11 protein-coding genes, 2 tRNA genes and 2 rRNA genes are annotated in these 16456 nt (G+C 39.7%); 1 reads left to right on the top strand and 14 read right to left on the bottom strand.

Going from position 1 to position 16456, the window contains the following annotated elements:
- Nucleotides 1-106: 106 nt before the first annotated feature.
- The 7 genes from LAU42_RS02010 to LAU42_RS01980 all read right to left on the bottom strand — a co-directional run bounded on the left by LAU42_RS02010 (nt 107) and on the right by LAU42_RS01980 (nt 8573).
- Nucleotides 107-3031 (bottom strand): 23S ribosomal RNA (locus LAU42_RS02010).
- Nucleotides 3032-3168: 137 nt separating this feature from the next.
- A tRNA-Ala gene (locus tag LAU42_RS02005) sits at nt 3169-3244 on the bottom strand.
- 35 nt (nt 3245-3279) lie between these two features.
- Nucleotides 3280-3356, bottom strand: a tRNA-Ile gene (locus tag LAU42_RS02000).
- 87 nt (nt 3357-3443) lie between these two features.
- Nucleotides 3444-4997 (bottom strand): 16S ribosomal RNA (locus tag LAU42_RS01995).
- The 16S and 23S rRNA genes sit together here with 2 tRNA genes alongside, the layout of an rRNA operon.
- Nucleotides 4998-5440: 443 nt before the next feature.
- Entirely contained in the window at nt 5441-6742 is a 1302-nt protein-coding gene (locus LAU42_RS01990) for an MFS transporter (protein ID WP_224184037.1), read from the bottom strand.
- A gap of 58 nt (nt 6743-6800) precedes the next feature.
- Complete coding sequence (locus LAU42_RS01985) at nt 6801-7502, bottom strand: KinB-signaling pathway activation protein (protein WP_224184036.1); 702 nt, start codon at nt 7500-7502, stop codon at nt 6801-6803.
- 18 nt (nt 7503-7520) lie between these two features.
- A complete protein-coding gene (locus tag LAU42_RS01980) occupies nt 7521-8573 on the bottom strand; it encodes an Mrp/NBP35 family ATP-binding protein (RefSeq protein WP_224184035.1) in 1053 nt (350 codons plus the stop codon).
- A 151-nt stretch (nt 8574-8724) separates the two neighbouring features.
- On the opposite strand from LAU42_RS01980, the gene LAU42_RS01975 reads away from it, so the two are divergent.
- Nucleotides 8725-10176 carry an alpha-amylase gene (locus LAU42_RS01975; protein ID WP_224184034.1) on the top strand — a complete coding sequence of 484 codons (1452 nt, stop codon included), beginning with the start codon at nt 8725-8727 and terminating at the stop codon, nt 10174-10176.
- Nucleotides 10177-10208: 32 nt separating this feature from the next.
- Here the strand turns inward: LAU42_RS01975 and LAU42_RS01970 are convergent, their stop codons facing one another.
- The 7 genes from LAU42_RS01970 to LAU42_RS01940 all read right to left on the bottom strand — a co-directional run bounded on the left by LAU42_RS01970 (nt 10209) and on the right by LAU42_RS01940 (nt 16397).
- Entirely contained in the window at nt 10209-10676 is a 468-nt protein-coding gene (locus tag LAU42_RS01970; protein ID WP_224184033.1) for a SepA family multidrug efflux transporter, read from the bottom strand.
- A 6-nt stretch (nt 10677-10682) separates the two neighbouring features.
- Nucleotides 10683-12239, bottom strand: coding sequence for an amidohydrolase (locus LAU42_RS01965; RefSeq protein ID WP_224184032.1), 1557 nt, complete (start codon nt 12237-12239; stop codon nt 10683-10685).
- A gap of 66 nt (nt 12240-12305) precedes the next feature.
- Nucleotides 12306-13259, bottom strand: a complete 954-nt coding sequence (gene ypfJ, locus LAU42_RS01960) for a KPN_02809 family neutral zinc metallopeptidase (RefSeq protein ID WP_224184031.1) — start codon at nt 13257-13259, stop codon at nt 12306-12308.
- 97 nt (nt 13260-13356) lie between these two features.
- On the bottom strand, nt 13357-14394 hold the full coding sequence (locus LAU42_RS01955) for an efflux RND transporter periplasmic adaptor subunit (RefSeq protein WP_224184030.1): 1038 nt from the start codon (nt 14392-14394) through the stop codon (nt 13357-13359).
- A 51-nt stretch (nt 14395-14445) separates the two neighbouring features.
- Entirely contained in the window at nt 14446-14688 is a 243-nt protein-coding gene (locus tag LAU42_RS01950) for a hypothetical protein (RefSeq protein WP_224184029.1), read from the bottom strand.
- 12 nt (nt 14689-14700) lie between these two features.
- Entirely contained in the window at nt 14701-15879 is a 1179-nt protein-coding gene (locus LAU42_RS01945; protein WP_224184028.1) for a UTP--glucose-1-phosphate uridylyltransferase, read from the bottom strand.
- 14 nt (nt 15880-15893) lie between these two features.
- The gene (locus LAU42_RS01940) at nt 15894-16397 is read right to left on the bottom strand and encodes a metal-dependent hydrolase (protein WP_224184027.1); all 504 of its coding nucleotides are present in this window, start codon (nt 16395-16397) and stop codon (nt 15894-15896) included.
- Between the last annotated feature and the right edge of the window lie 59 nt (nt 16398-16456).

Here is a 16456-nt window from a genome sequence, read left to right as displayed (position 1 = left end):
GGCCATAACGCTCGTTTCAACCTTTAAATTATACTTTCAAAACTAGATAAAGTAAGTAAGATATATTAAGTTTTACTCGGCAATTCCGAATAAAAAATCTTTAAAATTGATTAAGTCTTCGATCGATTAGTATTCGTCAGCTCCATACATTACTGCACTTCCACCTCGAACCTATTAACCTCATCATCTTTGAGGGATCTTATAACCGAAGTTGGGAAATCTCATCTTGAGGGGGGCTTCATGCTTAGATGCTTTCAGCACTTATCCCGTCCATACATAGCTACCCAGCTATGCCGCTGGCGCGACAACTGGTACACCAGAGGTATGTCCATCCCGGTCCTCTCGTACTAAGGACAGCTCCTCTCAAATTTCCTACGCCCACGACGGATAGGGACCGAACTGTCTCACGACGTTCTGAACCCAGCTCGCGTACCGCTTTAATGGGCGAACAGCCCAACCCTTGGGACCGACTACAGCCCCAGGATGCGATGAGCCGACATCGAGGTGCCAAACCTCCCCGTCGATGTGAACTCTTGGGGGAGATAAGCCTGTTATCCCCGGGGTAGCTTTTATCCGTTGAGCGATGGCCCTTCCATGCGGAACCACCGGATCACTAAGTCCGTCTTTCGACCCTGCTCGACTTGTAGGTCTCGCAGTCAAGCTCCCTTGTGCCTTTACACTCTGCGAATGATTTCCAACCATTCTGAGGGAACCTTTGAGCGCCTCCGTTACTCTTTAGGAGGCGACCGCCCCAGTCAAACTGTCCGCCTGACACTGTCTCCCACCACGATAAGTGGTGCGGGTTAGAAAGTCAACACAGCCAGGGTAGTATCCCACCAGCGCCTCTACGTAAGCTGACGCTCACGCTTCAAAGGCTCCTACCTATCCTGTACAAGCTGTGCCGAATTTCAATATCAGGCTACAGTAAAGCTCCACGGGGTCTTTCCGTCCTGTCGCGGGTAACCTGCATCTTCACAGGTACTATGATTTCACCGAGTCTCTCGTTGAGACAGTGCCCAAATCGTTACGCCTTTCGTGCGGGTCGGAACTTACCCGACAAGGAATTTCGCTACCTTAGGACCGTTATAGTTACGGCCGCCGTTTACTGGGGCTTCAATTCGTAGCTTCGCATACGCTAACCACTCCTTTTAACCTTCCAGCACCGGGCAGGCGTCAGCCCCTATACTTCACCTTACGGTTTTGCAGAGACCTGTGTTTTTGATAAACAGTCGCTTGGGCCTATTCACTGCGGCTCTTCAAGGCTTGCACCCTAAAAAGCACCCCTTCTCCCGAAGTTACGGGGTCATTTTGCCGAGTTCCTTAACGAGAGTTCGCTCGCTCACCTTAGAATTCTCATCTTGACTACCTGTGTCGGTTTGCGGTACGGGCACCTAATTTCTAACTAGAGGCTTTTCTTGGCAGTGTGAAATCAACGACTTCGCTACTATAATTTCGCTCCCCATCACACCTTGATCTTAATGAGTACCGGATTTTCCTAATACTCAATCTCAGTGCTTGGACGTACATAACCAACAGTACGCTTCGCCTATCCTACTGCGTCCCCCCATCGTTCAAACAATCTTAGGTGGTACAGGAATATCTACCTGTTGTCCATCGCCTACGCCATTCGGCCTCGGCTTAGGTCCCGACTAACCCAGAGCGGACGAGCCTTCCTCTGGAAACCTTAGTCAATCGGTGGACGGGATTCTCACCCGTCTTTCGCTACTCACACCGGCATTCTCACTTCTAAGCGCTCCACATGTCCTTACGATCATGCTTCGACGCCCTTAGAACGCTCTCCTACCATTGTCCAAAGGACAATCCACAGCTTCGGTAATATGTTTAGCCCCGGTACATTTTCGGCGCAGCGTCACTCGACTAGTGAGCTATTACGCACTCTTTAAATGATGGCTGCTTCTAAGCCAACATCCTAGTTGTCTGGGCAACGCCACATCCTTTTCCACTTAACATATATTTTGGGACCTTAGCTGGTGGTCTGGGCTGTTTCCCTCTCGACTACGGACCTTATCACCCGCAGTCTGACTCCCGCATTAAATTATCTGGCATTCGGAGTTTGTCTGAATTCGGTAACCCGAGGGGGGCCCCTAGTCCAAACAGTGCTCTACCTCCAGTAATCATCATGCGAGGCTAGCCCTAAAGCTATTTCGGAGAGAACCAGCTATCTCCAGGTTCGATTGGAATTTCTCCGCTACCCACACCTCATCCGCTCACTTTTCAACGTAAGTCGGTTCGGTCCTCCATTCAGTGTTACCTGAACTTCAACCTGGACATGGGTAGATCACCTGGTTTCGGGTCTACGACCTGATACTCATTCGCCCTATTCAGACTCGCTTTCGCTACGGCTCCACATATACTGCTTAACCTTGCATCAAATCGTAACTCGCCGGTTCATTCTACAAAAGGCACGCCATCACCCATTAACGGGCTCTGACTACTTGTAAGCACACGGTTTCAGGTTCTATTTCACTCCCCTTCCGGGGTGCTTTTCACCTTTCCCTCACGGTACTGGTTCACTATCGGTCACTAGAGAGTATTTAGCCTTGGGAGATGGTCCTCCCGGATTCCGACGGAATTCCACGTGTTCCGCCGTACTCAGGATCCACTCAGGAGAGAATAACTTTTCGACTACAGGGCCTTTACCTTCTATGGCTGATTTTTCCAAAATCATTCGTCTAAACTATTCCTTTGTAACTCCGTATTGAGTGTCCTACAACCCCAGAGTGCAAGCACTCTGGTTTGGGCTCTTCCCGTTTCGCTCGCCGCTACTAAGGGAATCGAATTTTCTTTCTCTTCCTCCGGGTACTTAGATGTTTCAGTTCTCCGGGTGTGCCTTCTCATATGCTATGTATTCACATATGGATAACATGACATAACTCATGCTGGGTTTCCCCATTCGGAAATCTCTGGATCAAAGCTTACTTACAGCTCCCCAAAGCATATCGTCGTTAGTAACGTCCTTCTTCGGCTTCTAGTGCCAAGGCATCCACCGTGCGCCCTTAATAACTTAATCTGTTATTAATATTGTGATGTCTGCATTATGCAGACGCGCGATTTTTTCAAGAATTCAAATATGAACTCACTCGGTTTTGCTTGGTAAAATCTTTTTATATCTTCTTACTTTATCTAGTTTTCAAAGTACAAAATTAATGGTGGAGACTAGCGGGATCGAACCGCTGACCTCCTGCGTGCAAAGCAGGCGCTCTCCCAGCTGAGCTAAGCCCCCATAATAGGTAATTAAATTGATATGAATATTTATAATGGTGGGCCTAAATGGACTCGAACCATCGACCTCACGCTTATCAGGCGTGCGCTCTAACCAGCTGAGCTATAGGCCCATTATAATCTATAAACATTCAAAACTGAATACAATATGTCTCCGTTATTCCTACAAACCTACTGGTTTGTTTCCGTATTATCCTTAGAAAGGAGGTGATCCAGCCGCACCTTCCGATACGGCTACCTTGTTACGACTTCACCCCAATCATCTGTCCCACCTTCGACGGCTAGCTCCTAAAAGGTTACTCCACCGGCTTCGGGTGTTACAAACTCTCGTGGTGTGACGGGCGGTGTGTACAAGACCCGGGAACGTATTCACCGTAGCATGCTGATCTACGATTACTAGCGATTCCAGCTTCATGTAGTCGAGTTGCAGACTACAATCCGAACTGAGAATGGTTTTATGGGATTTGCTTGACCTCGCGGTTTTGCTGCCCTTTGTACCATCCATTGTAGCACGTGTGTAGCCCAAATCATAAGGGGCATGATGATTTGACGTCATCCCCACCTTCCTCCGGTTTATCACCGGCAGTCTCTCTAGAGTGCCCAACTTAATGATGGCAACTAAAGATAAGGGTTGCGCTCGTTGCGGGACTTAACCCAACATCTCACGACACGAGCTGACGACAACCATGCACCACCTGTCACTTTGTCCCCCGAAGGGGAAAGCTCTATCTCTAGAGTTGTCAAAGGATGTCAAGATTTGGTAAGGTTCTTCGCGTTGCTTCGAATTAAACCACATGCTCCACCGCTTGTGCGGGTCCCCGTCAATTCCTTTGAGTTTCAGTCTTGCGACCGTACTCCCCAGGCGGAGTGCTTAATGCGTTAGCTGCAGCACTGAGGGGCGGAAACCCCCCAACACTTAGCACTCATCGTTTACGGCGTGGACTACCAGGGTATCTAATCCTGTTTGATCCCCACGCTTTCGCACCTCAGCGTCAGTTACAGACCAGAGAGCCGCCTTCGCCACTGGTGTTCCTCCATATCTCTGCGCATTTCACCGCTACACATGGAATTCCACTCTCCTCTTCTGCACTCAAGTTTCCCAGTTTCCAATGACCCTCCCCGGTTGAGCCGGGGGCTTTCACATCAGACTTAAGAAACCGCCTACGCGCGCTTTACGCCCAATAATTCCGGATAACGCTTGCCACCTACGTATTACCGCGGCTGCTGGCACGTAGTTAGCCGTGGCTTTCTGGTAAGGTACCGTCAAGGTACGTTCAGTTACTAACGTACTTGTTCTTCCCTTACAACAGAGTTTTACGATCCGAAAACCTTCTTCACTCACGCGGCGTTGCTCCGTCAGACTTTCGTCCATTGCGGAAGATTCCCTACTGCTGCCTCCCGTAGGAGTCTGGGCCGTGTCTCAGTCCCAGTGTGGCCGATCACCCTCTCAGGTCGGCTATGTATCGTTGCCTTGGTGAGCCGTTACCTCACCAACTAGCTAATACACCGCGGGTCCATCTATAAGTGACAGCAAAACCGCCTTTCACTATTGCTTCATGCGAAGCTAAATATTATCCGGTATTAGCTCCGGTTTCCCGAAGTTATCCCAGTCTTATAGGTAGGTTACCCACGTGTTACTCACCCGTCCGCCGCTAACGTCAGAGAGTGCAAGCACTCTCGTTAGTTCGCTCGACTTGCATGTATTAGGCACGCCGCCAGCGTTCATCCTGAGCCAGGATCAAACTCTCCATAATAGATTGCTTGATAAAGCTCTTTGATTGCTTGAGGCAATCAGTCTTGGGAGTGAACTTAATCACTCAAATTATTGGAATTAACGTTGACATATTGTCATTCAGTTTTCAATGTTCATTTTTGTTGCTACAAGATAAAATTTTAACACGTTTCATTCTTGTTTGCAAGCTTTATTTTGAAGAAGTTTTACACTCACGATTTCTTATTTGAAATGTTTGTGCGTCGTTCTTACTCAATTAATATTAAATGTTTGAGAACAAAATTTCAATAGCATTTTTTACACTTTTTCAAGTTTGTTTTTCAAACGTTTAATTGTTGGCGTCACTTATTTTTGCGACTTTTATATCTTAACAAGTTGCAATATTTAAGTCAACACTTTATTTGATTTTTATTAAACTTTTTTATTATAATTTGAAAACAAAAATTCGATAAGCATATGATATGCTTATCGAACTACTTTACCTCTATAAATCATCTGATAAATAATGATTAGTATTATCGCAATGATTACCATAACTGCCATGTTGTTATGGATATTCGAAAGGACATTACTATAATAAACGAATGACATAACGACAGATCCCGTTGTAGACCCTATAAATTTAAGTAAACTATACGCACTCATCATGCTGCCAAGTTCTTGAGGTGCTGCACTCTCCTGGATGGTTACAACATTTTTCGTAAATACTGTACCATAACTTAATCCAAGGAATATACACCCTATCGTCACTGCGATGACACTTTCAGTCAGTAATATAATTGATCCACCAACAATCATATAGAGGAAACTCAGTTGATATACTTGTTTGACAGAAAGCTTTCGCTCAACATGTTTCAGTATAAATGTAGACGTCAGCCAGAAAACGGATATTGAAAAGGTTGTCAAACCACTCATAAGCGGTGTCAGTCCTTTTTCGGTCTGCAAATAAAATGGCAGGAAAATATTTGTGCCCATCAGCATCATTGCATATATCATATCCGTCCCCATCGTTATCCCAATCTTCTTATTGAAAGAACGAACAGGTATAAATGGTGCTGCTACTTTAAATTCTAACTTGATAAATAAATATAAAAGTATGAGCGCAGCGACATATATGGCAATGCTTAATGTACTTCCAAGTGCAAAGCCCACAATTAAGCATGATAAAAATGCATAAAATAAAGCCAGTCCTTTAACATCGAGCTTCGATTTTGATGGTTGCTCATCAAATTTAAAGAACTTTAATACGAGTACGATTGCGATAATTGCAACCGGTACATTGATATAGAATAGAAAACTCCACTTCAAATAAGTTAATATTAGTCCGCCAAGCAATGGGCCAACGATGCTGGAAATCCCCCATACACTTCCGACAATTCCCATCACTTTATAACGATACGGAATTTCAAATGCAATTTTAGGAATAATGCTCCCCATTGTCATCATAATGCCTGCACCAAACCCTTGTATCAATCTGGATGCAACGAGCATTGGAAACGTAAACGATGCACCTGATAGCATACTTCCGATAATAAAAACTGTAATACCTGCAAGCATCGTATACTTCGAACCGAGACGCTTCATAATTTCACCGACGAGCGGTGTTATGATAACAATTGCAATCATATAACTTGTAAAGATTAATGCGAGTGACTCATGAACACCTAAATCTTTACCGATTGCAGGTGTTGCAAGTGAGACGATGGACGTTTCTATCGCACTCATGAACATAATGATAACGAGCGCACTAATTAAACCTCTCTTCATAGTTAACCTCTTTCCATAATGACAAATGACCTAACTCGAGCTGAGCCAGGTCATAGTATTACTTTCTTTTTTTCTTCTTACTTACTACTTTCGTGTTCTTCACTTTCGTCTGTACGGGTTCTTCTACCCATGTACCTCGTGCAATCTTACGCGCTTTACGCTCTTCATACGATGCTTTATTGTACTTCGGTAAAGACAGTAGTTGGAATGCATTACATAATAGTAATGCGAATATCGTGCAGTATAACCACATCATATCTTTAACTTTAAGAAATGGAATCAGTTCAACTGTCGTCATCACAACCATAAAGAACATTGCAGGTATAAATACGTTTTTACCTGTTAGCTTATTCTTATACAGACTGACGATTATACCGAATAATACAATTAATATCGGTATCCAAATAAACTTTAATATGTCGCCATCTTTTTGACCGAACCTTAAATATCTGAAATATACAAGGTCAATGACTGCAAATAAAATGATAACAACTTGTATTGCATTCCATCCACCTTTAAAGATACCTTGCCCCATCTGATGTATAAATAAATATGCAAAAAACGCAAGTTGGCTAATAGATGCAATAAGAAGTCCGTACCCCATAAACCAGATGAGTGCTGCAAGAAACTCTCCGTACTCACCTCTAACAAGATATACTGTTAATTTGTCGTAACCAAAAACTAAACTTACTATCACCGTTACTACTAACCCGATTAATAACGTGATGCCATAAAACTTCCCTAAATTTTTTAATGTCACGCCGAATACCTCTTTATATTATTTTGTTTTGTCGATAACTTTTTGTGCCATCTGCTGATAAATAATACCAAGTGGATGATCTTCCTGATATACTGATGGCGCGAAATCTTCGTCGTTCCAATCAGGTTGAGATAAAGGAAGCTGTCCTAAAAGTTCTGTGTTTAACTCTTCTGCTAACTTCTGTCCCCCACCTTGACCGAAGACATATTCTTTGTTTCCTGTTTCTTTACTTTCAAAGTAACTCATATTCTCAACAACACCAAGAATTTCATGATCAGTATGCAATGCCATCGCACCCGCTCTTGACGCTACAAATGCTGCTGTCGGATGTGGCGTTGTGACGATAATTTCTTTACTTTTCGGTAACATCGTATGCACATCTAACGCAACATCCCCTGTGCCCGGCGGTAAATCAAGTAAAATATAATCCAGTTCGCCCCAGTTCACTTCCTGGAAGAAGTTGTTGATCATTTTACCAAGCATCGGTCCACGCCAAATGACAGGTGTGTTCTCCTCAACGAAAAACGCCATTGAAATTACTTTAACTCCAAATCGTGATACAGGAATTACACGTTCCCCATCGATTTCAGGTCGTTCAGAAATCCCCATCATATCAGGTACACTGAAACCATAAATATCCGCATCGACTAATCCAACGCGCTTACCTAGTCTTGCAAGTGCTACTGCTAAGTTTACAGATACTGTAGACTTCCCAACGCCGCCTTTACCAGATGCTATCGAAATAAATGTTACGTTATTATTCGGATCGACATGTTTTTCAATTTCAGAAGTAGAAACCCCGCGGAATTGTTCAAGCATCGCTTCGTCCATCTCTTCAAAACGAATACCTACCGTTTTTGCACCGTTTTCTTTTAACTTCTCAACAATCTTCATTTGTAAATCAAGTTGTGGTTGTCCACCAAGCTTTGCAATCATTACTTTAACAGATACATGTTCTTTTTCTTCTTTAATGCTTACTTCTTTGATCCCGTTCGTCTCAGAAAGTGGGACATTTACTACCGGATCTTCTAATTGACCAATAATTTCTACTACTTGTTCTTTAGTTAACAATTTAAACGCTCCTTCACATTCTAATATGTTTAGTTTATCAAAAAGAACTGCCTTTGTATAAAAGAAATTACTTTAATTAATATTGTGATGATGTATTCATAATAAAACGGGTATATAAAAAGAATAAATATAATACAATAAGGAGCTTAATATGACACAACATTTTACGATGATGCAGTACTTCGAATGGCACGCAAACGGCGATGGTAATCACTGGAATAGATTAAAGGAAGACGCACCACATTTAAAAGAAAAAGGCATCGATGCAGTATGGCTCCCACCTGCATGTAAAGCAGATCATGTAATGAATACAGGTTACAGCGTTTATGACTTATATGACTTAGGAGAATTCGATCAAAAAGGACAGGTCAGAACAAAGTATGGTACGAAAGAAGAATTAATCGCTGCAATTCAGGCGTGTCACAATCATGGCCTGAAAGTATATGCAGATGTTGTCATTAATCATAAAGCAGGTGCTGATGAAGCTGAAACAGTAAAAGTTGTAGAAGTGGACCCATCTGACAGAAACAACATAATATCAGAACCTTTCGATATCGAAGCATTTACGAAGTTTGACTTCTCAGTACGCAATAATAAATACAGTGACTTCAAATGGAATCATACACACTTTAACGGTACAGATTACGACCATAAAACCGGTCGTACCGGCATATTTAAAATATTAGGTGAACATAAAGACTGGAACGAAAATGTTGATGATGAAAAAGGAAATTTCGATTACTTAATGTTTACGAACGTTGACTATCAACATCCTGATGTACGCCAACATACAATTGAATGGGGAAAATGGTTTATCGACACTTTGAAAATTGACGGTATGCGCATGGATGCTGTTAAACATATTGAAAGTTATTTCATTAAAGAATTCAGCGAGGCGATGCGCGCGCATGCCGGTGACGACTTTTATTTTCTTGGAGAATACTGGAATGCTGATTTAGGTGCAAATGAGCAGTTTCTTGAAGAAGCAGGTTACAACTCTGATCTATTCGATGTAAAGCTTCACTTTAACTTTAAGGCTGCCTCTGAAGCAGGAAGTGCTTATGATATGCGCACAATATTCGATGATACAATTGTGGCTGAACATCCGGAAATTGCAGTAACATTTGTAGATAATCACGATTCTCAACCAGGTGAAGCATTAGAATCTTTCGTAAAAGACTGGTTTAAACAAAGTGCATATGCGTTAATTTTACTGCGTAAAGACGGTTATCCTTGCATCTTCTACGGTGATTATTATGGTATCGGAGGAGATATACCAGTAGAAGGTAAACAAGCAGCAATCGACCCACTCTTATACGTTCGTCAGCATAAGGCTTGTGGTGACCAGGACGATTACTTCGATCACCCGAACGTCATCGGTTTCGTCAGACGCGGCGAAGGTAATAAAACGGGGTGTGTTGTCATTATTAATACGAGTGAAACTGAGGCTGAAAAACAAATGCATGTCGGCAAATCACGTGCCGGACAAGTTTGGTATGACTATACGAATACACGTGAAGATGAAATCATTATAGATGAAGACGGTAATGGATTATTCAAAGTGAATGCTGGTAGTGTATCCGTCTATTGCGAAAGTGAATAAAAAGTGGCACGAGTAATTTCTCGTGCCACTTTTTATTCATTATCTTTATTTAAATCTTCACTATCCGGATAGAACACTTCTGTTAAATAATAGAGCGCACTAATAATGACGAGTATGACAATAAAGTTTATTTTAATGTGCATATAGTTAATGTGTACGCCGAAATAAAAAACGAGTGTCGATACACTTACAGTTATGAGATGGAAATACCAGCCCTGGAAAAACTTATTATTAGATGACATGCGTTTTAGTTCATCCATAATATATTCAATAATAAAAAGGACAGCGTACCCCATCACTAAATACGACCCATAATAAAATATATTATCCATTACAGTTTCATTGTATGTAAACTCAGCGAGCCTATAATAAATAAGCAGTCGGCTCAATCCATACATACCGAAAAACACCATCATTAAAAATGCTATCCCTGATATTATTACGACCGATAATACAAATAATAATGGTATCCATGATATATTCGTTTTTTTAAACTTCATGTCCCATCATCCTTCGCACTGATATACAATCTTCCCATCAATCATTGTACATGATGTTTCGATTTCGTAAAGCTTTTCTGTTTTAACTTTGAAAGGATCTTGTTTCAGAATCGTAAAGTCGGCATGCTTCCCAACTTCAATCGTTCCGTAAGTATCCTCATTACGTGCAACTTTCGCCACTTCTGTCGTATATAATCTGATGGCATCATATACGGATAACGCTTCTTCCATATTATAACCTTGTGTATCATCAGGAGATTGTCTTGCTACAGCAGCATAAATACCATACATCGGATTGTATGTTTCGATTGGACTATCAGAACCACCACCACAAATAATTCCAGCACTAAGTAATGAGTGCCACGGATAACTATATCGCACGCGTTCATGGCCGACACGCGCAATTGCCCATGGGAAATCCGATGCGACAAACATCGGCTGTATATCACATATGACAGGTAACTGCTTCATTCTCGAAATTAAATCTTCACTTAAGAAACTCACATGAATAAGTCTATCGCGACCATTTTTTATCGGGTAAGCTTCAATTGCATCTAACACCATTTCAACTGCTTTATCTCCAATCATATGCACTGCAATAGGTATGTCTTGTTCTCTTGCATACTTTACTTTCGCTTCAAGTTCAGACTTCGTATAAATGGCTAAGCCACTTGTTGACGGATCATCTGTATATGGCTCTCGCATCAGTGCAGTACGTCCCCCAAGCGCGCCATCCGCATAAAACTTCATCGCATCCGGGCGGAAGTATTCATTATATTCAAAATCAGTATCGAGCACTTCTTCAATTACATCAGTATGTCTTAATATATTAAGCCTGAATGGATTTTGTTTATGAATAACGTTTTTATACGCTTGCAGCACATCTTTAAAGTCATCATAATAAGCTAAATCTTCTGTATGAACACCCGTTAATCCAACAGAGCGAAATGCTGTTACAGCCTTATCGACAGCTTGCGTAATAGTGGATTCATCTGTTTTTGATGCTACCGAAAGGATTGCTTCCATTGCATTATCGTGCACCCAGCCATTAAGCTTACCATCTTCACGTTCATACTTCCCACCGCTGATATCACGCGTATTATCAGTTATATTAAAATGATTAAATACGGCACGACTTACGAGTGCTGCATGACGACAAACACGTTTAATTATCACTTTCTTATGTGTAACGCGTTCAATATCATTGATCGTTAACTTTCTATCTAATTTGTTATCGTCCAGTCCTTCACATATTAGAAACTGATCATCATCCATTGCTTTCGTTGCTTCACAAATGACGTCTAATACCGATTGCGCCGATGTTTCACCTTTAAAGGATATACTCGTAAGCGCCATACCAGTTCCGACAAGATGTGTATGCGTATCTACAAATCCCGGAAAAAGCACTGCGCCTTTCAAATCGATAACATGGTCATAAAGTGCTAGGTTAACCTCGACGTTTATACACTCTGAAATTTTATTATCGGTAATTACTATTGCATCAAACGTTTCACGTTCCGTTCGCATCGAATAAATTGTGCCGTTATATATAAGTGTCTTCATACGTCCTCCTAAAAAAGAGACTGAAACAAATGCATATATCACCTGTCTCAAGTCTCTAATTTTTGTTTAAAATTCTAAACCACGTGCTTTAAATGTATTACCTTGACTGAAGTCTCCAGCTTCATAACCGCGTTTAAACCATTCCATACGCTCCTGGCTCGAACCGTGTGTAAACGTATCAGGATTTGCTCGACCTAAAGCATTCTCCTGAATCGTATCATCACCAACAGCGTGAGCAGCCTTAATCGCTTCTTCTAAATCGCCTTCGTCAGTGTAACCCATTTCCTGTGCATGTTTTGCATATACACCTGCAAAGTAATCAGCCTGCAATTCAACAGCAACAGAATACTTATTATATTCTTTCTCTGATAATTGATTTCTCAACTGATGAAACTTCGGTAATATACCGAGTTCGTTCTGAACGTGATGTCCTACTTCATGTGCAATAACATATGCCATTGCAAAGTCACCAGGTGCATTGAACTTCTTATCTAACTCGTCCATAAATGATAAATCGATATAAACTTTCTGATCTACAGGACAATAAAAAGGTCCCATCTGTGAACTTGCCTGACCACACCCAGAACGTACACCATCTGAATAAAGAACAAGTTTAGGTTCTGTATACGTTTTATCATATTTCTTGAAGATTTCATGCCAAACGTCTTCTGTATCTTTAAGTACAACTGATGCAAACTGTCCTCTTTCATCTAATGATTTCTGAGTAGCAGTACCATCATTGCCTGCATCCGTTTTAACATTACCTGTATCAAATACATCATTATTACCGTTATCATTTTGCTGATTTTGTGTTTGCTGTTGTGATTCCTGGCCACCCATCATACTACCTAAATCATTAAGATTGCCTCCCATTAAGACAAATATAATCATTACGATAATACCGAGACATCCCATACCACCGCCACCGATGACCATAGGACTACCACCAGAGAACCCTCCAGAACTTGAACCACGGGCATCCTCTACATTCGAACTCCCTTGTCTACCTTGCCACTTCATATGTTTTCCTCCTTGTAGGCCGCTTTTATGCTTTAAATACATTTACCCATAAATGACGTCCTACAATCATTTATTTTTTATTAGTGGCAACAATTGATTATTCATACTTCTTCAGTTCATCTATAGTTGTCAAACCTTTAGTGATGAGTAATGCGTCTTTAGTAGATCCATTTACAACGACTTTCTCTTCATTTACATCTTTTCCATATACTTTTTGAACATAGTATTCTGTCTTTTTCTTATTCTTCTTCTCTTTGACATAAGATTTTGGTATCCAAATATTATTGACAGTATTATGCTTTATAATTCCTTTAATCTTTTGTCCAACATAATAAGGATTATCAACATCGACACTTGCCTCATATTCAAAATAAATACGCTCTCCATCAATCTTTTGTTTAACAGATATAATTTTTCCTTCTGTCTCCTTATCATCAAGCTTAAACTTCATTACTTGATCTTTTTTCATTTGAAGTGCAGTATCGCGATTGACTTGTCCTTTTATTTTAATTTTTTCACTCCCTATAATCATGATTGGCTCATTCTGATTAACTAATGTATGTTTCGCTAATTGCTGCTGATTGATTTGAAGAACCTTTCCTTTTATCGGTGCCTTGATTGTTTGGCGATCAATTTTATTCGTCAATTCATCGCTTTTAATGTTTAGTATATCTAAATCATTATCAATTTTTCTTATTTCATTTTCTAACCAGTTAATTTCTGCGTTCAGCGTTTCATTATTATTATTGTTTTGCAGTCTTTGCTCTCGTTCTAATAGTTGACCTTCTTTTTGGTCTTTTTCGATTAACTTATTATCAATTTCAAGCTCTAAAACTTTTTGAGCTTGAACACTATCGCTACTTTCATAAGAAAATAGAGGCTTTCCTACCTCTATTTCATCTCCCTCTGCAACATGTAATGTGACTGGTTGAGACTTGTTCCCTTTTTGATAATACGGAATCGTATCACGAGATAATTCACCTTTAACATGTAATTGATTTTCTTTAATATAGTCACCTAAATATAATTTATTCTTTTCATCATTAGTTTTACTAATGTATGCAAACAACGACAGGGACAATATTATCAATATGATGCTACCTAATATTAAAGGTAATACCCAGTCTTTTTTCATTACAAGCCCTCTTTTCGTAATTTCTTTACTTTTTAAACATTATATATCCTTTTACTTTAAAATTCTATCTTCTTCAGACTTTATATGTGCGTTTATATTTGAAAAGTCTTTCTTTTTTTGTTGTTTGTAATACTTAATCATTAAACTGATTAACAACCCTGCCGCAAACAATGAGACAAATCCCATCCACATCAATCCTTTTACGACAAATATATAATAATAAATTAAAAATAAATTGATTATTGCAAATACACCCATCATGATCATTACATAAACTGAAGTTTTACTTAACATGTTTCATCTCCTCTATAAGCGATGCATGCGTTTTAATGCTTCATAAGCTGTTGCAATGCTATCCGTACCTTCTTTATTTTTTAGCGGACTAAATTCTTCAAGTCGGTCAAATTGTACTGTTTTAAATGTGTCAGCATATTTAAAAATATCAAAATAGAACTTTTCGAATTTTAATGTCGGTTTTTTAACGACCGTAAATGTTTCATCAAGCTGCGCTAATTGCTTCACTGCTAAATGATAAGGTATTTCACTTGATGCATGTTGCATGATAAAGTCTAATTTAAAAATATGGATGCCTATATTTGCATTGCGATATATATTTTCTTTACCTTCTGGAAGCTCAGTATATTCAATAACTTGTTTCTTGCCACCCACTTCAACTACACGTCCAGCACTTTCATTTTCTTTTGCGCGTATTGTCTTTGTTGTAACTTCCGCATCACTTTCAATTGCATAACCGCACAAAATAGGATCCAGCACTTTCACGAGGACATTATCAATATTATTCAGATAAATATGTGTCACACCCATTTGCTTCAGTAATTGGTTGATTCCTGATGTTTGAAGCGCTTCAAAGATACCTCCATTACCATTAGGAGTTGTCATTAATTGTTTGCCTTCATTTAATAACAATTCGCCACTTTCACTTAACGCAACGATATTAGGTTGAATAAAGAAATGAACATTTTCTTTATTTAAACTAAAGTACTGATTTTCTTCGAAAAATTGTAATGTTTCTTCATGATTAATATTACTTGTCATAATTACCCATGGAATTGTAACATTTAATGTTTCGCTTAATATTTTTATTTGTCGCGCCTGCATTTCAAATAAACTTATACCTTCAAATTTGAAAGTACCTTTAGGACCGTTGTGTTCCAGTCGAGTACCTTGTCCACCTGCCATTAATACAGCTGCAAATTTTCCTTCTTCAATTCCACGAAGACCGATATTTTTTATTTTTAATATCTCTTCCTCAGAAATATCATTGATAATTGTAGTATCAATATCTTTAATATTTTGCGGGAGTTCTATCTTTCTATCAACATAAACATCCTTGTATAATTTAGCGATATCTTCAAAATTAATGATTGATAAACTTTCTTCTAAATTAGATCTTTCTCTTTGTGAAAGTAAATCTAACTGATTTAATAATTGTTCATGGTTATATTTTCTTAAAATTTTATTCATAAAATTCTCCTTTATTATTTAATCCAAAAAATCGTTCTATGCACAATCTCATTGTAAACAATATACATTGTAACAATACTAAATGTTGTTGCAAGCGATAAATCTATTATGCCCCCTGTTTTAAATTTAAATGGAAATCGTATTTTTTTCTGCCACGGAAAAAATAAAGTCACACCTGATGGCGTCAGCATATCCAAAAATAGATGACTCAACACACCAAATATCGCACTAAAAATGTATATCTTCTCCACTTGTAAAACGTATAATAATACACTTGTTAATATGACAAAAAATATTGAATGCGTTACTGTTCTATGCCCGAACAATAATCTAATAAGTATGCTGATCGGCCAGATTTTTCTACCAAGTTTACTACCTGCATGACAAATATCTGGAATAATGCTGAATAAAGCTGTTGTTCCAATTATTGCAGCAAACTGACTTATGTTTTGTGATTGTGCAATTGCATATTGCGTTCCAATTAGTACGCCAAATGCGATATGTGTTTTTCCTGTCACAAGCGTACCTCCATTACTCATATACTCTATAACTACAGTATACATAATACTAAAAATAA

The sequence above is a fragment of the Macrococcus armenti genome (assembly GCF_020097135.1).
Classification (GTDB): Bacteria; Bacillota; Bacilli; order Staphylococcales; family Staphylococcaceae; genus Macrococcoides; species Macrococcoides armenti.
This window is presented reverse-complemented; position numbering and strand designations above follow the sequence as displayed.

What these genes read in the sequence shown, in the direction of transcription:
- LAU42_RS01990 (WP_224184037.1), bottom strand. Translation starts at nt 6,742, where the DNA reads ATGAAGAGAGGTTTAATTAGTGCGCTCGTTATCATTATGTTCATGAGT.
- LAU42_RS01975 (WP_224184034.1), top strand. Translation starts at nt 8,725, where the DNA reads ATGACACAACATTTTACGATGATGCAGTACTTCGAATGGCACGCAAAC.
- LAU42_RS01970 (WP_224184033.1), bottom strand. Translation starts at nt 10,676, where the DNA reads ATGAAGTTTAAAAAAACGAATATATCATGGATACCATTATTATTTGTA.
- LAU42_RS01965 (WP_224184032.1), bottom strand. Translation starts at nt 12,239, where the DNA reads ATGAAGACACTTATATATAACGGCACAATTTATTCGATGCGAACGGAA.
- ypfJ (WP_224184031.1), bottom strand. Translation starts at nt 13,259, where the DNA reads ATGAAGTGGCAAGGTAGACAAGGGAGTTCGAATGTAGAGGATGCCCGT.
- LAU42_RS01955 (WP_224184030.1), bottom strand. Translation starts at nt 14,394, where the DNA reads ATGAAAAAAGACTGGGTATTACCTTTAATATTAGGTAGCATCATATTG.
- LAU42_RS01950 (WP_224184029.1), bottom strand. Translation starts at nt 14,688, where the DNA reads ATGTTAAGTAAAACTTCAGTTTATGTAATGATCATGATGGGTGTATTT.
- LAU42_RS01945 (WP_224184028.1), bottom strand. Translation starts at nt 15,879, where the DNA reads ATGAATAAAATTTTAAGAAAATATAACCATGAACAATTATTAAATCAG.